The organism is Gillisella taibaishanensis (assembly GCF_001938985.1).
In the GTDB taxonomy this organism is placed as follows: Bacteria; Pseudomonadota; Alphaproteobacteria; order Rhizobiales; family Rhizobiaceae; genus Allorhizobium; species Allorhizobium taibaishanense.
Genome location: NZ_MKIN01000017.1, coordinates 104,014 through 124,649 on the forward strand (window position 1 = coordinate 104,014; position 20,636 = coordinate 124,649).

At 59.8% G+C, this 20,636-nt stretch carries 20 protein-coding genes and 1 pseudogene; 13 read left to right on the forward strand and 8 right to left on the reverse strand.

What is annotated here, in order from left to right; genetic code table 11:
- A complete protein-coding gene (locus BJF91_RS02095) occupies positions 1-396 on the forward strand; it encodes an SUF system Fe-S cluster assembly protein (RefSeq protein WP_075612830.1) in 396 nt (131 codons plus the stop codon).
- A gap of 108 nt (positions 397-504) precedes the next feature.
- Positions 505-894: a Fe-S cluster assembly scaffold SufA gene (gene sufA, locus BJF91_RS02100; RefSeq protein WP_075612831.1), complete on the forward strand. Its 390-nt coding sequence runs from the start codon at positions 505-507 to the stop codon at positions 892-894.
- 309 nt (positions 895-1,203) lie between these two features.
- Here sufA and BJF91_RS24935 read toward each other — a convergent pair whose 3' ends face one another.
- Complete coding sequence (locus tag BJF91_RS24935) at positions 1,204-1,359, reverse strand: hypothetical protein (RefSeq protein WP_162843822.1); 156 nt, start codon at positions 1,357-1,359, stop codon at positions 1,204-1,206.
- A gap of 588 nt (positions 1,360-1,947) precedes the next feature.
- Between BJF91_RS24935 and coaD the strand changes: the two genes are divergently transcribed.
- The 5 genes from coaD to tgt all read left to right on the forward strand — a co-directional run bounded on the left by coaD (position 1,948) and on the right by tgt (position 5,924).
- Positions 1,948-2,442 (forward strand): pantetheine-phosphate adenylyltransferase, encoded by a 495-nt coding sequence (gene coaD, locus BJF91_RS02105; RefSeq protein WP_075612879.1) that lies wholly within the window; start codon positions 1,948-1,950, stop codon positions 2,440-2,442.
- Positions 2,443-2,469: 27 nt separating this feature from the next.
- The gene (locus tag BJF91_RS02110; RefSeq protein WP_075612832.1) at positions 2,470-3,051 is read left to right on the forward strand and encodes a peptidylprolyl isomerase; all 582 of its coding nucleotides are present in this window, start codon (positions 2,470-2,472) and stop codon (positions 3,049-3,051) included.
- A 52-nt stretch (positions 3,052-3,103) separates the two neighbouring features.
- Positions 3,104-3,613 (forward strand): peptidylprolyl isomerase, encoded by a 510-nt coding sequence (locus tag BJF91_RS02115; RefSeq protein WP_075612833.1) that lies wholly within the window; start codon positions 3,104-3,106, stop codon positions 3,611-3,613.
- 89 nt (positions 3,614-3,702) lie between these two features.
- Positions 3,703-4,794 (forward strand): tRNA preQ1(34) S-adenosylmethionine ribosyltransferase-isomerase QueA, encoded by a 1,092-nt coding sequence (queA, locus tag BJF91_RS02120; protein ID WP_075612834.1) that lies wholly within the window; start codon positions 3,703-3,705, stop codon positions 4,792-4,794.
- Positions 4,794-5,924, forward strand: coding sequence for a tRNA guanosine(34) transglycosylase Tgt (tgt, locus tag BJF91_RS02125; RefSeq protein ID WP_075612835.1), 1,131 nt, complete (start codon positions 4,794-4,796; stop codon positions 5,922-5,924). Before queA ends, tgt begins: the two co-directional genes overlap by 1 nt.
- Positions 5,925-6,001: 77 nt before the next feature.
- Here the strand turns inward: tgt and BJF91_RS02130 are convergent, their stop codons facing one another.
- Positions 6,002-6,259 (reverse strand): hypothetical protein, encoded by a 258-nt coding sequence (locus tag BJF91_RS02130; protein WP_075612836.1) that lies wholly within the window; start codon positions 6,257-6,259, stop codon positions 6,002-6,004.
- Positions 6,260-6,536: 277 nt separating this feature from the next.
- On the opposite strand from BJF91_RS02130, the gene BJF91_RS25225 reads away from it, so the two are divergent.
- From BJF91_RS25225 to BJF91_RS02145, 4 genes are all read left to right on the forward strand, one after another.
- Positions 6,537-6,836, forward strand: a complete 300-nt coding sequence (locus BJF91_RS25225) for a metallophosphoesterase (protein WP_234801517.1) — start codon at positions 6,537-6,539, stop codon at positions 6,834-6,836.
- Positions 6,824-7,291: a metallophosphoesterase family protein gene (locus tag BJF91_RS25230; RefSeq protein WP_234801518.1), complete on the forward strand. Its 468-nt coding sequence runs from the start codon at positions 6,824-6,826 to the stop codon at positions 7,289-7,291. Before BJF91_RS25225 ends, BJF91_RS25230 begins: the two co-directional genes overlap by 13 nt.
- A 370-nt stretch (positions 7,292-7,661) precedes the next feature.
- Positions 7,662-8,093 carry an alpha/beta hydrolase gene (locus BJF91_RS24940; RefSeq protein ID WP_075612837.1) on the forward strand — a complete coding sequence of 144 codons (432 nt, stop codon included), beginning with the start codon at positions 7,662-7,664 and terminating at the stop codon, positions 8,091-8,093.
- 181 nt (positions 8,094-8,274) lie between these two features.
- A complete protein-coding gene (locus BJF91_RS02145; RefSeq protein WP_075612838.1) occupies positions 8,275-8,742 on the forward strand; it encodes a hypothetical protein in 468 nt (155 codons plus the stop codon).
- Positions 8,743-8,758: 16 nt separating this feature from the next.
- Here BJF91_RS02145 and BJF91_RS02150 read toward each other — a convergent pair whose 3' ends face one another.
- From BJF91_RS02150 to BJF91_RS02165, 4 genes are all read right to left on the reverse strand, one after another.
- Positions 8,759-9,688 (reverse strand): XdhC family protein, encoded by a 930-nt coding sequence (locus BJF91_RS02150; RefSeq protein ID WP_075612839.1) that lies wholly within the window; start codon positions 9,686-9,688, stop codon positions 8,759-8,761.
- A 78-nt stretch (positions 9,689-9,766) separates the two neighbouring features.
- On the reverse strand, positions 9,767-12,058 hold the full coding sequence (locus tag BJF91_RS02155; protein ID WP_075612840.1) for a xanthine dehydrogenase family protein molybdopterin-binding subunit: 2,292 nt from the start codon (positions 12,056-12,058) through the stop codon (positions 9,767-9,769).
- Positions 12,055-13,038: an FAD binding domain-containing protein gene (locus BJF91_RS02160; protein ID WP_075612841.1), complete on the reverse strand. Its 984-nt coding sequence runs from the start codon at positions 13,036-13,038 to the stop codon at positions 12,055-12,057. Before BJF91_RS02160 ends, BJF91_RS02155 begins: the two co-directional genes overlap by 4 nt.
- Positions 13,035-13,511: a (2Fe-2S)-binding protein gene (locus BJF91_RS02165; protein ID WP_075612842.1), complete on the reverse strand. Its 477-nt coding sequence runs from the start codon at positions 13,509-13,511 to the stop codon at positions 13,035-13,037. The genes BJF91_RS02160 and BJF91_RS02165 overlap by 4 nt, the downstream gene beginning before the upstream one ends.
- A 268-nt stretch (positions 13,512-13,779) precedes the next feature.
- Here BJF91_RS02165 and BJF91_RS02170 point away from each other — a divergent pair, with 268 nt between their 5' ends.
- Positions 13,780-14,394: a TetR/AcrR family transcriptional regulator gene (locus BJF91_RS02170; RefSeq protein WP_139310556.1), complete on the forward strand. Its 615-nt coding sequence runs from the start codon at positions 13,780-13,782 to the stop codon at positions 14,392-14,394.
- Between the two features lie 30 nt (positions 14,395-14,424).
- Here BJF91_RS02170 and BJF91_RS02175 read toward each other — a convergent pair whose 3' ends face one another.
- Both BJF91_RS02175 and cckA read right to left on the reverse strand, forming a co-directional pair.
- Positions 14,425-15,297 carry a DUF3313 domain-containing protein gene (locus tag BJF91_RS02175; protein WP_075612843.1) on the reverse strand — a complete coding sequence of 291 codons (873 nt, stop codon included), beginning with the start codon at positions 15,295-15,297 and terminating at the stop codon, positions 14,425-14,427.
- A 221-nt stretch (positions 15,298-15,518) separates the two neighbouring features.
- Positions 15,519-18,131 (reverse strand): cell cycle histidine kinase CckA, encoded by a 2,613-nt coding sequence (gene cckA / locus BJF91_RS02180; protein WP_075612844.1) that lies wholly within the window; start codon positions 18,129-18,131, stop codon positions 15,519-15,521.
- 380 nt (positions 18,132-18,511) lie between these two features.
- Between cckA and BJF91_RS25615 the strand changes: the two are divergent.
- Positions 18,512-18,806 (forward strand): annotated as a pseudogene (locus tag BJF91_RS25615) (flagellar biosynthetic protein FliO); the annotation flags it as partial.
- Positions 18,807-20,636 lie beyond the last annotated feature (1,830 nt).

The following is a 20,636-nucleotide window of genomic DNA, read 5'->3' on the forward strand; positions in this document are numbered from 1 at the left end:
ATGAGTGCCAGCGATAACAGTGTGAGCAAGACCGAGGAAAAGCCTGATGTGCGCGAGGGCATCGTCCATACCGCCATTCCGCCAGAGGAAGTGGCGCGTCTTTCCGACGACATCATCTCAGCTCTGAAGACGGTCTATGACCCGGAAATCCCAGCGGATATTTTCGAACTCGGCCTGATCTACAAGATCGACATCGAGGATGACCGCATGGTGAAGATCATGATGACGTTGACGGCGCCAGGTTGCCCTGTTGCTGGCGAAATGCCGAGCTGGGTGGAAAATGCCGTGGGCGCCGTCGAAGGTGTTTCGGGCGTTCAGGTCGAAATGACCTTCGACCCGCCATGGACCCCTGATCGCATGTCCGAAGAGGCGCAGGTCGCCATCGGCTGGTACTGACCTTTTAATACAGCGGCTTGTCGAAAGACGGGCTGCCGACTACAGTAAAAGTGAACTGCTTTGTAAAGCTCCGGACCTTGAACCCGGATGTGAAAAGGAGGCAAGCCCATGGGCTTTGCAATCATGACCATGACCGATGCGGCCGCCGCTCGTGTTAAGGAAATCGTTGAAAATTCCGGTCCCGATGCGAAGGGCATTCGCGTTGGCATCAAGAAGGGCGGCTGTGCGGGGATGGAATATACCATCGACCTCGTGACCGAACCTAACGCTAGGGATGATCGGATCGAGCGCGACGGCGCCGTTGTCTGGCTCGAGCCGGCTGCTGTGCTTTATCTGCTGGGCACGGAGATCGATTTCGAAAACACGACCCTGCGCTCTGGTTTCACCTTCCGCAACCCGAACCAGACCTCGGCCTGTGGCTGCGGGGAATCGGTAGAGCTGAAGGCGGCCGATCTGGCTGAACTTGCCAAGCAGCGTGAGACGTCTGTCCACGTCTGAGGATTTGTTTCAGCTGTTTCCTTGATGTCTGCCGATAAATCATTTTTTCATCAAACGCAAAACGCCTCGCCTTCTTATCGGAAGGCGAGGCGTTTTTCATGAGAAGTCCCAATCAAACCGAATATTTCAGCAGGGACTTTAAATCGTCTTGCTCACGGCGAAGCGCAGAGATCGTCGAAACGACAGACTGGACAAACATCGCGCTGGTAGCAGCCGAGAACACGCAGAGAACCAAGAACATCTTGTCTTCCTTTGTGCTTAATCGTCACTTCCACACCTCAACGAATCATCCCGCGCTTTAGTTCCCTATCAGCGGCTGGCGCTGTGGTAGGGCTGCGAAATCGAGGAGCGGAAGTTGGACGCCGTCTTCTGGTCTTCATTCATGTGAAAGCCGATGCTCGTAGCCAGCATAGCGCCGATCAGGGCAGTCCAAACCAGGTTAATCATCGTAACTTTGTCAACCATTGAATTCGTCCTTCGTTTTGACGGGTGAGTTGCAGCGGTAATGGCTGCAACTGCGTCTTGTTCCAGTGAGCAGTGCACTCTTTCTATAAAAGTGGTGCTGAAGCTGCCCTTAACACTCCGTTCATCTGCCGTTCATCTGTTGGGCGAGATAGGCGAAGCACTCCTCGTTATGTTCTTCGAACCAGGCGAATAGTTTTTCAAGAAAGAAACCGGCTACACTTGCGACGACTAAAAGAACTGCAAGCATTGTCTGTTCTTTCTGCCTCGTCGTTGAACATGACCTCTGTATAAACCCGCCGCCTTGAAGCTGGTCTGAATGCGACGTTCATACGCCGTTCATGGGGCAAGCCTGCCTTAAAGATGAACAAAGCCACAGCATTTCCAGGGAAGGTGGGACTGGCTTTCCGTCCGGAGATGCGCAGAAACAAAAAGCTTGAGCCAGTCCGGCGGGGCGGCTTCACAGACCGCGGAAGCGCTTGCGGATCAGAGCCGTCCGTGACAAAAGGCCACCATCAGTCCTTGCTGGCCAATTAATGTCGGCGCGCGGCTTGTGGGACGATTTGGGGCGTGACGGTCTGGGGCATGACGATGACGATTGCTTTTTATCCGGGATCTTTCGATCCCATGACCAATGGTCATCTGGATGTTCTGGTCCAGGCCCTGAATGTTGCGCCAAAGGTCGTGGTCGGGGTGGGCATTCATCCGGGTAAGGTGCCGATGTTCAGCTTTGACGAGCGCGCGGAATTGATTGCTGCCAGTCTTGGCGACACGCTGCCGGAGCGGGCAGGGGATATCTCAGTGGTGGCCTTCGATGGTCTCGCTGTCGATGCCGCCCGCGATCACGGCGCCACGCTTTTGGTGCGCGGTCTGCGCGATGGGTCGGATCTTGATTATGAAATGCAGCTTGCCGGTATGAACCGACAGATGGCGCCCGATTTGCAAACCGTTTTCCTGCCCGCCGGCTCCGCCTCGCGGCCTATAACGGCCACATTGGTCCGGCAAATCGCCGCTATGGGCGGTGATGTCAGCGCCTTTGTTCCCGCGCCTGTGTCGCGGGCCTTGCAATCCCGGCTCAAAGCCTGAGCCGATCCGAGAAATTACGGAGTCTCCATGAAACTCATGTCTCTTGCTTTCGCGGGCCTGCTCGCACTTTCCACCCTCGCCGGCAGCGCCATGGCGCAATCTGCAGCGTCTGGTGATAATTTCATTACCATCCAGCTGAAGGACGGCCCTGTCGTCGTGCAGTTGATGCCTGAAGTTGCACCCAAGCATGTTGCGCAGATCAAGACGCTGGTACAGCAGGGCCAGTATGACAATGTCGCCTTTCACCGTGTTATCGAAGGCTTCATGGCTCAGACCGGTGACGTGCAGTATGGCAACATGAAGAACGGCTTCGACAAGAGCCGCGCTGGTACCGGCGCCTCCAAGCTGCCGAATATCCCGGCCGAATTTTCCAAGACGCCTTTCGTGCGGGGCACAGTCGGTATGGCCCGCTCGCAGGATCCGAACTCGGCCAATTCGCAGTTTTTCATCATGTTTGCCGATGGCAGCTTCCTGAACGGCCAGTATACGGCAGTCGGCAAGGTTGTCTCGGGCATGGAATTTGTCGATAAGATCAAGCGCGGGCAGGGCTCGAATGGCGAAGTCAGCGATCCCGACCGGATGATTAAGGTCAGCCTCGGAAAGAAATAACAGTCCGCGCCAGTACACAATAACCTAGAAAATAGCGACCAAGGAGAAGACCATGGCTGAGATCAAGGATCCGGAAAACACCATCATCATGGAAACCACCAAGGGCAAGGTTGTCATCAGCCTTTTCCCGGACCTGGCCCCCGGCCATGTCGCCCGTATCAAGGAACTGTCGCGCGAAGGTGCCTATGACGGCGTCGTCTTCCACCGCGTCATTCCCGATTTCATGGCTCAGACCGGTGACGTCAAGTTCGGCAAGAAGGGCGGCGAAAGCTTCAACCCTGGAAGGGCCGGCATGGGTGGTTCCGACAAGCCGGACCTGCAGGCTGAATTTTCGGCTACCCCGCATGTGCGCGGCACCTGCTCCATGGCTCGTTCGCAGAGCCCTAACTCGGCCAACTCGCAGTTCTTTGTCTGCTTCACCGATGCCCCTTGGCTGAACAAGCAGTACTCCGTCTGGGGTCAGGTCATCGAAGGCATGGACGTGATCGACGCCGTCAAGAAGGGCGAGCCGGTTACCGATCCCGATTCGATCGTCTCGATGAAGGTCGCTGCCGACGTCTGATTTCGGCGCTTTTATCAGCCCGCTCCGGCGCTTTCGCGACGGGGCGGGTTTTCGCGTTTCCATCCCATACGAGTCCCCAGCAAAAAATCATGCGTGTAGACCTGTTCGATTTCGATCTTCCCGAGGAAAACATTGCGCTGCGCCCGGCCAATCCGCGCGATCATGCGCGGTTTCTCGTGGTGCGCCCGGATGAGGATCCGCAATTGCAGGAGGCGCATGTCTACGATCTCCCGTCCTTCCTGAAGGCTGGCGATGCGTTGGTTTTCAACGACACCAAGGTGATCCCGGCGCAACTCGAGGGCTTTCGCCTGCGCGACGGCGCCGAGCGCACGGCGGTCTCGTGCACGCTGCATATGCGGGTGGCCGCCAACCGCTGGAAGGCGTTTGCTCGGCCGGGCAAGCGCATCAAGCAAGGCGACCGCATCACCTTTGGCGGTTCCGACAACAATGCCTGCATGCTGGGCGAGCTGGTTGCCACCGTGGCCGAGAAGGGCGAGGCGGGCGAAATCGATCTCGCCTTCGATCTGTCTGGGCCTGATCTTGATCAGGCGATCGCCACCGTCGGCCATATTCCGCTACCGCCGTATATCGCCGCCAAGCGGCCGGAAGACGGCCAGGACCGCATGGATTACCAGACGATTTATGCGCGCGAGGAGGGGGCCGTGGCCGCTCCGACCGCCGGTCTGCATTTCACACCCGCCCTATTCGAGGCGCTGGACAAGGCTGGCATCGAGCGACATTTCGTGACGCTGCATGTCGGCGCCGGCACCTTCCTGCCTGTGAAGGCCGATGATACCGATGACCATAAGATGCACCAGGAAATCGGCCATGTATCAGCCGAAACGGCCGCTGCCCTGAACGCGGTCAAGGCTCGGGGCGGGCGGATCGTCAGCGTCGGCACCACCTCGCTGCGGCTGCTGGAAAGCGCTGCAGGAGACGACGGCCTCATCCATCCCTGGTCCGACGCGACAGGCATTTTCATCACCCCCGGCTATCGCTTCAAGGCGGTGGATGTGCTGATGACCAATTTCCATCTGCCGAAATCGACGCTGTTCATGCTGGTTTCGGCCTTTGCGGGTTTTGAGACCATGCGGGCGGCCTATGCCCATGCGATTGAAACCGGCTACCGTTTTTACTCCTACGGCGATTCCAGCCTGCTCTTCCGGAAAGACAAACAATAATGAGCGAGCAGTTCACCTTTACCCTCAAGGCCACCAGCGGCAAAGCCCGGCTCGGCGAGGTCTCTATGCCGCGCGGCACGATCCGCACGCCGGCCTTCATGCCGGTCGGCACGGTCGGCACGGTCAAGGCCATGTATTTGGATCAGGTCAGGGAAGGGGGTGCCGATATTATTCTTGGCAATACCTACCACCTGATGCTGCGCCCCGGCCCGGAGCGCGTCGCGCGCCTCGGCGGATTGCACGAACTGATCCGCTGGCCGCAGCCGATCCTGACCGACAGCGGCGGGTTTCAGGTCATGTCGCTGTCTGGTCTGCGCAAGCTCGACGAACAGGGCGTAACCTTCAAGAGCCATATCGATGGCTCCCTGCACCATATGTCGCCGGAGCGGTCGATCGAGATCCAGGGCCTGCTCGACAGCGATATCCAGATGCAACTCGACGAATGCGTGGCGCTGCCGGCCGAGCCGCGCGAGATCGAGCGCGCCATGGAAATGTCACTGCGCTGGGCAGAGCGCTGCCGAGTCGCTTTTGGCGAGCAGCCGGGCAAGGCGATGTTCGGCATCGTCCAGGGCGGCGACCAGCCGGCCTTGCGAATCCGTTCGGCAGAAGGCCTGAAACAGCTGGATTTGAAGGGTTATGCGGTGGGTGGCCTCGCGGTCGGTGAGCCTCAGGACGTGATGCTGTCGATGCTCGACATTACCCTGCCGGTGCTTCCAAGCGAAAAGCCGCGCTACCTGATGGGCGTCGGCACGCCTGACGATATCCTGAAATCGGTGGCGCGCGGCATCGACATGTTCGATTGCGTGATGCCGACCCGCTCGGGCCGTCACGGCCTTGCCTTCACCCGACGCGGCAAGGTCAATATCCGCAATGCCCGTCATGCCGAAGATATGCGGCCTCTGGATGAACAGTCATCCTGCCCGGCGGCCCGGGACTATTCCCGCGCCTATCTGCATCATCTGGTGCGCTCCAACGAAGCGCTGGGCGGCATGCTTCTGTCCTGGAACAACCTTTCCTACTATCAGGAACTGATGCAGGGCATTCGCCAATCGATCGCCGAAGGCCGTTTTGAGGATTTCATGGCCGAGACGATGGAGTGCTGGGCGAGGGGCGATATCGATCCCGCATGATCAATATACGCCTCTGCCCGCATCTCACCCGTCCGGCGGCGCGACATGCCGGGCGATTGCAAGCAGGCTCTCTAACGTCAGTGATGGTCGACCATTGCTGACGAGAGGCCGAGAGACGAAGCAGCCTGCGAGGCAAACGAGGCCTGCAAGGCGAGAGCTTCGATCAGGGACTGCTGGATCGCGTTGCGCAATTGCTGAGAGGATTTGATCGTCTGCTTCTTGTCGAGCCACTGTGCCGCGTTCATCAGGTTCGCGCCTTCCTGAACCATGATGCGGTGCGCCCGCTCCAGCGCCCAGGTTTCCCAATCCTCGTTGAGAAAGTGATCAATAGACATAGCATCTGCCCCCGGAAACATGTCCGTTACCCCGCGATTCATTCGCTGGATGAAGATACCAAAGCTTATGATTCGCTAAAAAACAAAAACGTCGGATAAGGCACTTTTTTTGGTTAAAGCATGGAACTTTTTCAAAGACTTAAAATCGGACAAGTTAAACTGGTGATTTGCCCGGCTTCGCCTTTCAAAGATTATCTTAGGGGGTGAGTATAGGCGGCACTCGCAATTTTGCCGCCTTGGACTTCATTCCAGGAACACAGAACCACCCGGAGAGCGTATGCGCATTTTCGTCGGATCAGACTTCCATGCAGATCATCGCGAGAACATGGATTGGCTTCGGCAGATCTCCAGCGAAGACTATCGTCAGGACATTCTTGTGGTCGCCGGCGATGTGGCCAACGGCCTTGCGCTCTTCGAGACCGTGATGGCACTGTTCGCGAACCGGTTTTCCAAGGTCCTTTACGTGCCTGGCAATCACGATCTCTGGGTCGATGAAAAGGGGCAGGGCACATCTTTCGACAAGTTCAGCCGGATTCAGGAGGTCTGCACCGCGCTGGGATCAGCATGCAGCCTCTAGCACTCAACAACACGCTCATCGTTCCTCTGCTCGGCTGGTATGATTATTCGTTTGGCGAACCGGGTTCGATCCTCAAGCAGGCCTGGATGGATTATCGCCGCTGCGACTGGGACGGCGCCAGCGATGAAGAGGTCAGCCAATTCTTCGATGCCGCCAACCCGACGCTTGATACCGGATATTACAGCTCGGTCCTGTCTTTCTCGCACTTCCTGCCGCGGATAGACCTGATGCCGGAGCGCATGCCGGAAAAATACCGTTTCCTTTATCCCGTCCTCGGCTCCAGCCGTCTGGAAAGCCGCATCGCGGCGCTCGGTGCCCACACCCATATCTATGGTCACAGCCACCTCAACCGCCGCCTGGTGCGAGACGGGCGCACCTATATCAACAACGCTTTCGGCTATCCCTCGGAGCGCGATATTGCGGCACGAATGCTGGTGCATGTGGCGGATGTTTAAGGCGTATGGCAGGATGAAGATCTAGGGTTCTCTTGGCCATCGGTCTTCGCAGGATTAGACGCGGTTCCGACGTCCTTGACCTCGGAGGTTTGTATGCGGGTAGGCTTCAGGACCGGACTGAGCTTCGACGAGACAAGACCGAATTGGGACGGGACGCGGCCTCGACCGCTCGCCTGGACTGTATGGTATCCCACGGCCGATCCATCCCCACCTGTCGCTACCCAGTCAGGATCCTGGTTCAGGAGAGAGGCCGTCGTTGCAGAGGCAGATCTCTTGGAGCGCGACCAAGCTCTGGATCTGGTGCTTTTGTCGCACGGGACGGGCGCAACGGCCGCAGCCTTAGAATGGCTAGGCTTTCGCCTGGCGCAGCATGGCTACGTCGCTCTGGCAGTCAATCATCATGGCAATACCGGTTCATCATGGCAATACCGGTTCCGAACCTTACCGAGCCGAGGGTTTCCTTTGTCTCTGGGAACGGGCTGCAGATTTCACCGCCATTCTCAACGACACCTCTTGGCGGCAGGCTCTTGGGGGCAACATCAGCCGTGAGGCGTCGGTCGCAGGTTTTTCGGCCGGTGCCTATACCGCGCTGCTGCTTGCGGGAGCACGGGTTGCCTATTCACAATTCGAGCCGGACAATCCGGTCAAAAGTCCCGTGCGCGGTCCGCGTGAGTTTCCAAACCTCGTCGACGAATTCGCGAAGCTCAACAACAACCCAACCTTTCGAAGCGCGTGGGAGCGCCGGCGAGGGGATTTTTCGGACCACCGCATCTTAATGGCATTCATAGCGGGTGAAGGGTGATATGGGGAGCCATGGATTTGGGTAATCCACAAATGCGATAAGATAGATTATGGAACTAAGGGATTAGTGTAAGCGCCTGATATGATGGTCGGTTCAGGCTTGGCAGCGCTTCCTTCACTTGACCTCTAGATGTTCATCGCCGACGATCGGGTGACCAATTCGATCGAAACGGCACGCTACCTTGTACATCCTGAAGCCTGGCATAAAAAGAGATCCCGTACGGCGATGGGCGCTGCCTGATCGTATCTTCTTTGGACATGGTGCCTGCGCCATCTTAGCTGGCGTGTTTTTGCGGGACGCAGTGCTTGACGATTTTTACGCCGAGCGAGTCATTCCCGGTGATGGATTCGCTGGCAACCATATCTTTGTAACTGACGGTATTCTCGCATTCGATCATCACGGTTACTCGCTGCGAAACCGATTGCTAACCTACCATACCAATGGTTGGAGAAAACGATCTGGTTCGGGATGGAATTGCCGTCTGGAAAAAGTAACGTTTGATTTGCTCGATGGACGCGACCTCAATGACAACAAGATGCTTGGGCCGGATCAGTATCTCCACAACCCGATAGCGCGCGCGGAACGATATCTAGCTCGGGTGGATCATGCTCAGGCAAGCGCCCGGGCACACGCCAGAATCGGACAATAAAGCCGGCCTCTAGCCCTTACCCAAACCGATCCAGTCGGCTAGCAGCAAGATCGGCCAGCACGGACAGTGCCAGCGACCTTGCGTCGCGCGCCCGGTTGAACAGGCCTATAGGCGACTTGATCCGGGCGATGTCGGTTTCGCTGTGACCGCGCTCGCGCAGCCTCAGCATGCGTCGTTCATGGGTGCGCTTGCTTCCCAAAGCGCCGATGTAGAATGGTGTAGCCAAAAGCGCTGCTTCGAGCACGGGCAGTTCGAGGTCGATGTCGTGATGCAGCAGCACTACGGCGGTGTCGGCGTCGATGTGGGTAGCGTCCGGCTGAGTTTGGCCAGCGTAGTAGCGTTTTAGTTCGTATCCTGCGGCCTCCGCCAGTCTCGCTGTCATATCGGCCTCGATAGTCCGTCCGGACAAGACTATCCGCATTGTCGGCCGGTAGATGGTGGTGAATGCATTGTCCTGCCAGCCATTGCGGGCGGGTGGTGCCACTACACTCAGCGTCTCGATGTTGCTGTCGTAACGCAAGCCTGATGGTATGCGGGTCCGGAGCCGTTCCAGCATGCCGCGCACGGCGTTGGCATCGCGCAGAACATGGATGGCGACGGTGATGCCGCCACCACAGGGTAGCGTGATGTCGAAGAAGGGCGAGCCATCGCCGAACAGGACCTGGCGATCCCTGCCCTTGTCTATTGCGTCCAACGCTTCGCTTGCGACGGCGGCCTCAATGCAGCCGCCTGACAGGAAGCCGCAGTAGCGACCATCGGCCCGTATCGTCATGATTGCGCCGAGCGCCCGAGCTGAGCCGCCACGGATCTCCACCAGCGTCGCGATGGCTGCACCTTGTCCTGCAGCAAAGCTGTCAGCTGCAAATTGCAGCGCGGCCACCGGATCGTCGCTGATGAAGGCTGGTTCCGGCGCCAGCAACGGTAATCTTGAAGCTGGGCTGTCCATGGTTTTTCCTGTTGTTCATCCGATGCGGCGGCGATGCGCATAAGACATTTCTGCTCTGCGCACCGCCACGGCATAACCTCAGATCAGCTTTTCCAGGGTAATCGGCAGGTCACGTACGCGCTTGCCGGTGGCATGGAAAACAGCATTGGCGATCGCAGGCGCCACGCCGACGATACCCACCTCGCCCACGCCCTTACCGCCGAGTGCTGAGGCATTGTAGTCGGGCTCGCCGACCGAAATGACCTGGATATCAGGAATGTCGGCATTGGTCGGCACCAGATAATCGGCCATGTTGGCGTTGACGGTCCGGCCATTTCGATTGTCGACCAGACCTTCCTCCAACAGCGCCTGACCGATGCCCATGATGATGCCGCCGCGCCACTGGCTTTCGACCATCTTCGGATTATAGAGCCGGCCGCAATCGAAGGCCGAGACCATTCTCGACACCCGGACCGTGCCGAAATCCTCGTCGACGCGGACCTCGACGAAATGGGCGCTCCAACTGTGCATGGAGTGATCGCCCATGGTTGGGCCTTGCACACGGGCCATACTGGTCCAGGCGCCCTTATGATCGGCAGCGCTCTGAGCGTCATCGGGCAGGGTGTTGCGCCTGACTTCGATGACATCGCGGCCCAGCGCCGCCAACAGTTCGGGCAGGGGCAGGGAGCCCCCCTCACCTCTGGTGGTCGAGATCCGACCATCACTCAGCGTCAGGATATTGGCACCGGTTTCGCGCAGCGGCGATTGCGGATCATTGATGGCTAGCGCCAACACCTCGTCGCGGGCAGCGAGTGCTGCCTTGTGCACGGCGCCTGTGATCGAGCCCGCCAGCATTGAGCCGCCGGCGATGGCCGATCCCGGCAGGTTGGAATCGCCAAGCACGATATCGATTTGCTCGACCGGTACGCCCAGCGCTTCCGCCGCCGTCTGGGCGAGGATCGTATAGGTACCCTGCCCCATGTCGATGGCCCCGCTGACCACTTCGACCCGACCGTTGGCGCGGATGCGGATCATCGCTTCGCTGGGTGCCCTAATCACCGGAAAGGTGCCGCAGCCGATGCCCCAGCCGATCAACTGCCGGCCATCCCGCATGGAGCGCGGCGCAGCCGAACGCTTAGACCAGCCGAAGGCTTCGGCGCCTTTCACCAATGCCTCGCGCATATGCCGGGTCGACCAGGGTTTCCCGGACTGATAGTCGCGATCGGGCTGATTTTTCAGACGCAGCTCCAGCGGGTCCATGTTGAGAGCGACAGCCAATTCGTCGATCGCACATTCGATTCCATAGGCGCTCGGGTTCTTGCCTGGACCACGCAAAGCGCCTGGTGTGACGGTGTTGACCGGTACGACGCGATGCTGCGAGCTGAAATTCTCGACCTTGTAGAGGATCGGTGTCGCGGCGCCGGTCTGCTCTGGGTAATCCATATAGACTGAGGTTTCGCTGGCACCGCGATGGACGATGGCTTGGAGAATACCGTCTTTAGTTGCGCCCAGTGCCAGCGTCTGGCGCGTGGCGGCACGTCCGCCATAGCTGGTAAAATTCTGCGGCCGGGTGACAGCCAGCCGCACTGGCCGGCCCAGCCGCCTTGCCGCTGCCGCTGCCACCGCACCGTAGGAGAGCGCGCCGCCCTTGGAACCGAAACCGCCGCCGATGAAGGGCGAAACAATCCGGACATTTTCCAGCGGCAAGCCGAACCACTCCGCATAGGAACGGGCCATGCCATGGGTCCACTGGCTGGGCTCCCAAAGCGTCAGTTGATCGCCCTCCCAATGGGCAGTCAAGCCATGCGGCTCCATCGCGACGTGATATTCGCGCGGTGTACGATATTCCGCCTCGATGCGCACGGGCGAGGCGGCAAGGGCTGCTTCGGCATCGCCCCAGTCGGCATTCAGGTTCTCCATAACCTTGCCCTCGCCCGCTCTCGGGTCGTCAAGGCTGGAGACGCCGGGCTTTTCCTCATAGGTCACCCGCACCAAGCGCGCCGCCTCCGCAGCCTGCTCGCGACTGGCGGCGAATACGGCTGCGATGGACTGGCCGTTATAGACGACTTCTTCGGTGAAAGGCTGATAGGGCGTGTCGTCTGGACGATTGCCGTGCCAGTCGGACGCGGTCATCAGCCCAAGATCATCCTTTGGTGTCAGCACCGCCACCACGCCGGGTGCGGCCTCGGCTGCGGCTGTGTCGATGGAAACAATGCGGCCACTGGCAATTGTCGCCTGAACCAAGACTCCATGCACGAGATTTTCGGCCGGATATTCGAGCGCGTAGGTGGCGGCACCCGTGACCTTCATCTGGCCTTCGAACCGAGACAACCGGCCGCCAACCGCGCCATCTGCGGCATTCCCATGTTTGCGCGCTGTTACGATCGTCATGCGATGCCTCCAAGCGTGAGGATGGCGCGGGCAATGGTGCGCGGCGCCAAATGAACCTTGTAGTGATTATCGCCCTGGGTGACGGCGCCTTCGACGGCGAGCCGGCTCGCCCGTTCTACGGCACGTGCATCAAGGGTCTTGCCGATCAGCGCCTGCTCGACGGCGCGTGCGCGCCAAGGCTTGCTGGCGACACCACCGATCGCCACCCTGATATCCCTAACCGTGTGCCCGTCCTCCTCGAAGTCGAGGCCAACAGCAGCGCTTGCAGCGGCAAATTCATAGGATTGGCGATCACGGACCTTGAGATATATCGAATGGGTTGCAGCCTTGCTTGCCGGTATCGTGATGGCCGTGATAATTTCGCCTGGCTGCAACACTGTTTCCAGATGTGGCGCCGCACCGTAGGGCAGGAAGAAATCATCGATGGCAACCTTGCGGCTGCCAAGTTCGACGACGGCATCGAAGGCCGTCAGTGCCACGGCCAAGTCACCAGGGTAGCTGGCAATGCATTCCTCGCTTGTGCCGAGAATGGCATGATTGCGGGTCACGCCGCCGATGGCCGAGCAGCCAGAACCAGGGGTCCGTTTGTTACAGGCAGCGAAATTTGCGGGGTCACGGAAATAGGTGCAGCGGGTGCGCTGCATCAGGTTTCCGCCGAGGCTTGCCATGTTGCGCAACTGTGCCGAGGCAGACAGCGCCAGTGATTGGGCAATTGCCGGAAAGCGCGCCTTGATATCGGGATGGTCTGCCACAGCGGCCATTTTCGCCAGCGCGCCGATTTCGGCGCCGGTGTCGTTTACGGTAATTGCGTCCAGCCCCGGAATCCTGCTGATGTCGATCACATCGTCAGGGGCTTCCACTGCAGATTTGGCAAGATCCAGCAGACTGGTGCCACCTGCCAACAGGGCAACGCCGGCCTTTCGGGCCGCTTCGCGTGCATCGTCGATGGACTGGGCGCGGCTATAGGAAAAATTCTTCATCGGCTGGCCTCCGCCGCTTCGCGCACCGCCGAAACGATGCTGTTATAGGCCCCGCACCGACAGAGGTTGCCGGACATATATTCGCGGATCTCATCGTCCGATCCGGTGTGGCCCTCGCGGATACAGGCAACGGCCGACATGATCTGCCCTGGTGTGCAATAACCGCACTGAAAGGCATCGTGTTCGAGGAACGCTGCCTGGACCGGGTGAAGGTCGCCATTTTCAGCGGCAAGCCCTTCGATGGTGGCGATCTCGCGCCCTTCGGCCTGGGCCGCAAGCATCAGACAGGAGAGAACGCGCTTACCGTCGACATGACAGGTACAGGCGCCGCACTGGCCCTGATCGCAGCCCTTCTTGGTTCCTGTCAGGTGCAGATGGTCGCGCAACGCGTCGAGCAGGGTTACCCGTGGCTCGACATCGCATTCGTGCATCGCGCCATTGACGTTCAGGCTCAGATGAATGGTTGGTGGCATGACAAGCTCCCTGCTATCGTCACGAGGTCAGGCATAAAGAGATTTCGGAGGGCCAAGTTCCCGGAAAGGCTTAAGGCTTTGACTGGAAGGCTGAGACGTTCGCTCTATTTCTACTTAGACTAGAGTCTGTCTTTTGGCCCGCGTCTGTCTTTAGGCATGACTCCTCCCCGCTTCTGGATTATGAAAAGGAAGGGCCTTCTAAACGGAGGCGCCTCCGTTTAAATTAGTGGCTTGCGAGCTTTCGTCAAGCCCTGAATCATGCCGGGGAATGATTTTGGCAGAGGCCGGGTCCAAAACAGATGCAGCCAAGCCCACGAAACTTCGGGCAGACGCCCAGCGTAACCGTGAGAAATTGCTGGAGACGGCGGCAATAGCGTTCAGCGATCGCGGCGTTGAAGCCTCACTCGAGGACATTGCCCGCCAAGCTGGCGTTGGCATCGGTACGCTTTACCGTCATTTTCCGACACGTGAGCATCTGGTGGAAGCGGTATATCGGCGTGAACTGGCCGGGCTTGCCGAAGCGGCCCGGGAACTCGCCGCTGCCCTTCCCGGTGACAGGGCCCTGGAGGAGTGGATGCGCCGCTTTGTGGGCTATATCGCCACAAAGCGCGGCATGGCCAACAGCCTGAAACTGCTGATGACCAGCAATTCGGCGCTGTTTGCCGAAGGCTCAGGCATGATTCGCGACGCCGTAAGCCTGTTGATGAACAAGGCTCGCGATGAAGATCTGATCCGAGATGACATCGGCGAGACTGATTTGCTGCATGCTATATCCAGCATCTATTCGATGCCGGACACGCCGGAGTGGCGCGAGCGCGCCCACCGGCTGATTGGCCTGCTGATGGACGGTTTGCGCAGCAAAAGCCGCACTCCCGCTTCCTGATAAGATCATCCAGGCAGGCCTCGTCGCATTTTACTGCTTGCCGGCCGTGTCGGACCAAGAAGGTGGTGCACCAACAGCCGAGCCGATAAATCCGCCGACACCTGGCGCGCGCCCGAATGCTTCGCAAGCAGCGTTCTTGGGCGCACCGCCCAACTCCGACTTGATCTTCTGGCCTGATGGGAGCGACAGGTCGAGGCCGGGAGGCTTTTCGCCCTTCTGCAGCATTTTCGCAAATTGGCTTGCGAACGAGGACGCCAGGCCATAGGCGTCGCCGACTTCGGAAACGCGCGGCCCGTTGGTAATCGAATTTGCTCCCCTCGCCCAGACAATCGCGGCCACTTGAGCGCCTTGCGGATTGAGAGCCTCCGCTTCGACGGCAAGTCCCCCAAGCCCGATCGGCAGGCGTGGTACGCCAACCGGTAAGACGGCCGACGAGCCGAGCGTCGCAACCTTGGATACGCCGGCCGCGACCTTGCCGGTCGGCACGATATCGGCAATCGTTGCCTGCACCGTCATATCTGCACGCTGCCCGGGCGGCACGACCCGGAAACGATCACTGAGGTCGATGCACAAGGCACGGTCGAGCGCATTGGCGACTAGCCTCTCGCTATCAGGCTCATGCAGTCGGGAGCGCGCCAGCGGCGACAGTTTTGTGGGCGCGATCGCCACCGTATTTGCTGCGAGCAGGGCCTGCCTGTCCACAAAGACCCTCGATTTTGCGAGCTGCCCTTCTGTCGGACCAAGCTTGCTATAGGAACTCAATGCGCCCGGCGAGGGCATGGGCACCGAACCGCAGCCGGCAATGCCGAGCACCAAACTAAGCGGCAAGATAGCGGGGACGCCAGCACGCCGCGTCGAGTGCCGGGCGCCCGCGGTGCAGGCGAATACGATGCGAGAAATCATGAAAAATAACCTGTCGGAAAAGTCCTGACGTGATGCAGGATGTCTGGCTCGGAAATATCTGGCCGAAACGCTGGACGGGCTTTGGCATGATGCTCAAAACACGATTACAGCTTCGCGATCCGAGGTCAGCAGTACTTGACCATTCAAGGCAATTTTCAGGACAGATATCCAGAATAATTGTTATGTTTTGAAAATATGCCGCTGCCCTTGCGGGCAGCAGCTTATGCGTCGAGCATTTCGCGCACCGCAATGGCCAATTGCTTCAACGAGAAAGGTTTTGGCAGGAAGCCGAATTTCGCTTCAGCCGGCAGGTTGCGGGCGAAGGCATCCTCGGCGTAACCGGACACGAAGATAAATTTCATATCGGGATAGTTCTTGCGCAATTCCTTGAGCAGCGATGGCCCGTCCATCTCTGGCATGACCACGTCGGAAACGACGATATCGACCTTGCCTTCCAGTTCTTCCATGATTTCGAGCGCTTCGACGCCGGAGCAAGCCTCGTGGACGGTATACCCTCGGGTTTCCAGCATTCGTTTGCCGCCGCGCCGTACGGCATCCTCATCCTCGACGAGCAAGACAACGGCGGATTTGCCGGTAAGGTCATCCGGCTCCTTGGCTGTATCGGCATCCGTGCCGGCCAGAACGCGGCCATTGCTGGCTTGGGACTCGGTTATCGGAGTGACGTCGATGGTGACAGGCTCGGAAATATGGCGAGGCAGGAAGATCCGAAAGGTCGTGCCCTCGCCTACTTCCGATTCCAGATAAATGTAACCGCCGGACTGCTTGACGATACCGTAGACCATCGCCAGGCCAAGACCCGTGCCCTTCCCGACGTCCTTTGTCGTGAAGAAAGGTTCGAATATCTTGTCGATGATTTCAGGGGCGATACCCGTGCCGCTGTCGGCGACTTCGATCAGCACGAAATCCTCGTGCGGCAGGCCTCGATGATTGTAGGCCGCCGCTTCGACATCGGTGACGTTGCGAGTGCTGATTGTGATATTGCCGCCCTGAGGCATAGCATCGCGTGCGTTGACGCAGAGATTGATCAGCACCTGCTCGAACTGCGACAGATCGGCCTTCACCGGCCAGAGGTCGCGGCCATAATCCACATGCAGCTTGACATTGGTGCCCGAGATCAGCCGGTCGACCAGCATGCGCAGATCGCCGATCACGTCGGTGAGGTTCAACACCGTCGGGCGCATCGTCTGCTTGCGCGAGAAGGCCAGGAGCTGGCGCACCAGGACTGCGGCGCGATTGGCGTTGCGCTTGATTTCCATCAGATCGGCGAAGCTGGAATCGGACGGACGCGCCTGCAGAAGCAGATGGTCCGACGACAGCAGGATCGCGGTCAGCACATTGTTGAAGTCATGTGCGATGCCGCCGGCGAGCGTGCCGACCGCGTTCATCTTCTGCGTCTGGGCCATCTGGGTTTCCAGGGCCTTCTGGTCGGTGACATCGACCGCGTAGACGATAGCCGCCTCCTCCGGCGCCTCGTCGCTCTGATCGATGACCGCATTCACGTAGAAGCGGAAATGCCGCATGTCGTCGATCGGGTGGCGAGAATCGATCGGGGCAATGTCGACCTGCCGGTCTCGCGCCTGGGACAGGGCCTCGGCAAAGACCGGACGCTCATTGTCATGCAGCACGAGATCGAGCCGCACCTTGCGGTCGATATCGTCGCGGGACACCACATCAGCAAAGAATTTCAGGAAAGGCGCGTTGGTGCGCAGGATGCGCCCCTGTCCGTCCACCGAGGCAATCGCCATCGGCGTATTGTTGAAGAAGCGGGTAAAACGCATCGACGCGGACGAATCCGAGCGGTCGCCGGCGATCACTTCCTGACGGGCCAGTACGATCGTGCGGCTTTCGCCTGGGGCACCATCACGAGCTGAGCGAACGCGGTGCACCAGTCGCGCCGGGAAGCTGCGACCATCGGCGCGCCGCAGGTCGAGGTCGAGCGTCGCGGTCTTCGACAGGCCTGGTTCGGCCTGGACGGACTGGATCAACGCCATGCCTTCGCCGGCAACCAGGTCTTTCAGATAGATGGAACCCGGCGAAAACTGGGTGAGATCGATGCCCAGCCATTCGGAGAGTGTGGCATTGAGATAAAAGATCTCGCCCTTGCGCCCGGCTGAGAAGAAGCCGGCCGGCGCGTGGTCGAGATAATCGATTGCGTTCTGCAATTCCTTGAAGAACCGCTCCTGATCGTCGCGGTCGGCAGTGATGTCGGCAATCTGCCAGATCTGCAACCCTTTATGCGGCCCCTGCTCCACCAAGCGTCGCGCCCGCAGCCGGTACCAATGGGCGCCCGAGCCATTGTCGGAAAACGGGCCGAGCGGCTTCAGCAGGCGGAATTCTTCCTGGCCATCGCGGCCTTCGCGCAACCCGTTGATCAGCCGGTAGAGCGCTTCGCCAGCCTCGCGGTGCCGTGATAGCAGGGCTTCCAGCGTCTGGACGTCGGTTGCCCGGCGCGCGCCGGTCATGCGGCCATAGGCGGCATTGGCATAAATGATATGGCCGCGCGGATCGGTGACCAGTGTGCCTTCGCTCTGCGTATCGAGAAAGGCGCGGCCGAGACCATCGGACGGCGCTTGCGGCAGAACTTCAATGAAGCCGATGACGGCGGAAACGAGGAAGAAGATGCCGACAATGGCCAGCACGCCGAGAACCCCGAGCACGATCTGATTGTCGAGCGAGTTCTTGAAGACGACGAAGGCGGCCGCGACGGCGAGCAGCACAAAGGCCATAATGACGATGCGAAAGGCCGCGCCGCTATTGGGCCGGCGATCCACAAGCGGCCCTGCGCTTTCCTCGATCTGCTGCTGGTTTGTCATTCTTTCCTCATTTCGGCGCTGATTCCCGCCTTGTCGTCCGGCAGCTGTCGCCCAACGATAGCCCGTCTGCTGCACCGTGTCCCCCAGGCTTTGGCGGGAATCACGGTTAGCAACATCTTTACCAACTAGTGTGGGCGGCAAAAAGCACTGTGATCCCCGGAAAATCCGCCATGCACAGACTATCGGGGCTGGAATGCGGTCAAGCAGCCGATTGCCCCTTTCCTTATCGTAAAAGCGCAATAAATAGGCTTCGGACAAAGGAGCGCGGTTGCTTGGCAGATGCGCACCGCGTCATATAGGACAGATCTCGCATGCATCCTCGCCCCTTTCAGGGCAGTGTGCTTTGAACGACCACCGAGACCGCGACGGAGACAGCCACCATGATGGACGATGTTTTGAACGCCTATGGCAGCCGCTTCCTGATAGCCGCTGGCGGGGTGTTTCTTGCCCTCGCCGTGCTGGTCGTGGTTCTCTGGATCTTGAAAAACCGCGCGCCGTCGCCGTTTGTGCGTGGCGGGCGCAACCGCCAGCCACGCCTGCAAGTCCTGGACGCCGCCGCCGTCGACGCTCGCCGTCGCCTAGTGCTGGTGCGTCGCGACAACATCGAACACCTCATCCTGATCGGCGGCCCGACAGACGTCGTCGTGGAAAGCGGCATCGGTGAGCCGAAAGCCTATTTAACTGGCGAACTTGCCGCCCAGGAAGCGCTGGCCAGGAGCCAGGCGCTTGCGCGCATGCAGGACCTACCGAAGACCCAGGAGCCGAATGCGCTAGCAAGCCGTAATGCAGACGAAGATGCACCGGTGTCAGCAGCACCCTCGGCCTTGGAAGCGCCAACCGCACGAAGTGAGATCCAACCTGAGCGGCGGGAGATACCCACGCCAACAGTAGCGACGCCGCGTCGGCCTGTGCCTGTGTCGCAGCCTGCCGAAGCTGCAGTGTCAGCCTCCACCGCCACGCCGCCCGTTGCTGCTCCTGACGTTTCATCCGCCGAGCGGCCCGCCGCGCAGAGCCCGTCAAGGCAACAGCCATCTCCACAAGCGGTGCCGCAGCCAGCGCCGGTTGTACGTCCCGTTGCTGAGCGTCCTGCAGCCCAAGTGGTTGAGCAGGAAGCCCGGAGTGCATCTGACGTAAAGCCGCAGCCTGTGGTACGGGCCGTTACGCCTGGCGGCGTAGACAGGGAGGAGCCGGCAGCGCCAGAGGAGAAGCAGCCGGCGGCCTTGAACGTTCAGCCGCAAGCTCCTCAGACAGTTGCTCCGCGCCCGGTTCCGGCACCTGCACCCCGCCAGCCTGAGCCAGTAGCGCCTCCCGCTGCGCCTGTTGAGGAACGAGCTGTTCGTGCTGAGGTCGCCTCCCCCGCACAAGTCTCTTCGGCGCCCGCCCAAGCCGTTCCTGAGATAGAGCCTCCCGCTTCAGCCGATCGAGCTGCTGCGAGCAGAAGTGAAACAGTGCGCGCTCATGAGCCGGCTGAGAAGCCCACTCTCGACATCCGCGCTGACCGAATTTCCAACCCTGCGCCGGCCGTGACGCCAGCGGCTCCTGCAACGTCCCGGCCACCAGCCGCCGCCGAAACGGCATCTCCATCTCCTGCTCGGCCTGCAGCACCGGTTGCTGGCGACGGAGCAACAAGCCCCACGCCGCCGCCCGTTGAGCGCCGCCCGGCAACGACTCCGCAGGAGGCTGGCGCTCTGTTGGATGCGGCGCGCGACCGTGTGCTGAAGTCTCGCGTCGAACCATTCTCAGCTGAGCGCTACAAGGCACCCGCTCCGGAAGACGACATCGACCTTCTGACCGAACCGACCTCGACGCCCCGTCATGAGCCTTCAGCAAAACCTGAGCCTGATATCGAGGCGCTTAAAAGCGAGTTTGAAAAGATCCTGGATGGAGAAGTGCTTACCCAACCTTCCGCCCGGCCGCGCCCAACCGTCGAGCCACCGGTTGCCCGCGCCATCCCGCCGATGAATGTTCCGCCCGCCGCCAGGCCGCAATCCGCCGCTGCAACCGGAGAAGCCGCCAAACCGGAAGGAAATCTCCAGGACGAAATCGCCCGTATTTTCGGGGATATGGGAGCTCCGCGGAAGGACTGATCGCCCGGTTCCATATCACGTCGTGATGTGAGCGTTCGCTATGCGGCCAACCATTGACTTAATTGCGCCCCAGCGGGCTTCGTCATGGTCTGCGCATTTGAAGGCGCAGCGATGAGCGTCTTTTGCAGAACCGGGATCAGTTGCGGAGAATAAGACGTAAGGTGCGGTCGCTGTTGGCGATCTGACGGCCGGATGCCGGATCACAACTGCGCCGCCGCATACGTTCCCGAATAGTGCAGGTGCAGCGCCATGGCCTCGTCTGTCGCGAGCAGCCATCGTCATGTTGTGGCGATCGTAAAAAGCAAGCCGGGCCACAGGGCAATTATGGACGAATGCTCACAGTCCCATGCTGGCTGTGGACGTGGTTCCTGCCATTCAAGTGTCTTTGGCCGTGGATTACATTGCCATAACTTGCCCG

What these genes read in the sequence shown, in the direction of transcription:
- BJF91_RS24940 (WP_075612837.1), top strand. Translation starts at nt 7,662, where the DNA reads ATGGCTACGTCGCTCTGGCAGTCAATCATCATGGCAATACCGGTTCAT.
- BJF91_RS25230 (WP_234801518.1), top strand. Translation starts at nt 6,824, where the DNA reads ATGCAGCCTCTAGCACTCAACAACACGCTCATCGTTCCTCTGCTCGGC.
- BJF91_RS02155 (WP_075612840.1), bottom strand. Translation starts at nt 12,058, where the DNA reads ATGACGATCGTAACAGCGCGCAAACATGGGAATGCCGCAGATGGCGCG.
- BJF91_RS02170 (WP_139310556.1), top strand. Translation starts at nt 13,780, where the DNA reads ATGATTTTGGCAGAGGCCGGGTCCAAAACAGATGCAGCCAAGCCCACG.
- BJF91_RS02130 (WP_075612836.1), bottom strand. Translation starts at nt 6,259, where the DNA reads ATGTCTATTGATCACTTTCTCAACGAGGATTGGGAAACCTGGGCGCTG.
- BJF91_RS02110 (WP_075612832.1), top strand. Translation starts at nt 2,470, where the DNA reads ATGAAACTCATGTCTCTTGCTTTCGCGGGCCTGCTCGCACTTTCCACC.
- BJF91_RS24935 (WP_162843822.1), bottom strand. Translation starts at nt 1,359, where the DNA reads ATGGTTGACAAAGTTACGATGATTAACCTGGTTTGGACTGCCCTGATC.
- BJF91_RS25225 (WP_234801517.1), top strand. Translation starts at nt 6,537, where the DNA reads ATGCGCATTTTCGTCGGATCAGACTTCCATGCAGATCATCGCGAGAAC.
- BJF91_RS02165 (WP_075612842.1), bottom strand. Translation starts at nt 13,511, where the DNA reads ATGCCACCAACCATTCATCTGAGCCTGAACGTCAATGGCGCGATGCAC.
- cckA (WP_075612844.1), bottom strand. Translation starts at nt 18,131, where the DNA reads ATGACAAACCAGCAGCAGATCGAGGAAAGCGCAGGGCCGCTTGTGGAT.
- BJF91_RS02175 (WP_075612843.1), bottom strand. Translation starts at nt 15,297, where the DNA reads ATGATTTCTCGCATCGTATTCGCCTGCACCGCGGGCGCCCGGCACTCG.
- queA (WP_075612834.1), top strand. Translation starts at nt 3,703, where the DNA reads ATGCGTGTAGACCTGTTCGATTTCGATCTTCCCGAGGAAAACATTGCG.
- coaD (WP_075612879.1), top strand. Translation starts at nt 1,948, where the DNA reads ATGACGATTGCTTTTTATCCGGGATCTTTCGATCCCATGACCAATGGT.
- BJF91_RS02095 (WP_075612830.1), top strand. Translation starts at nt 1, where the DNA reads ATGAGTGCCAGCGATAACAGTGTGAGCAAGACCGAGGAAAAGCCTGAT.
- sufA (WP_075612831.1), top strand. Translation starts at nt 505, where the DNA reads ATGGGCTTTGCAATCATGACCATGACCGATGCGGCCGCCGCTCGTGTT.
- BJF91_RS02160 (WP_075612841.1), bottom strand. Translation starts at nt 13,038, where the DNA reads ATGAAGAATTTTTCCTATAGCCGCGCCCAGTCCATCGACGATGCACGC.
- tgt (WP_075612835.1), top strand. Translation starts at nt 4,794, where the DNA reads ATGAGCGAGCAGTTCACCTTTACCCTCAAGGCCACCAGCGGCAAAGCC.
- BJF91_RS02150 (WP_075612839.1), bottom strand. Translation starts at nt 9,688, where the DNA reads ATGGACAGCCCAGCTTCAAGATTACCGTTGCTGGCGCCGGAACCAGCC.
- BJF91_RS02115 (WP_075612833.1), top strand. Translation starts at nt 3,104, where the DNA reads ATGGCTGAGATCAAGGATCCGGAAAACACCATCATCATGGAAACCACC.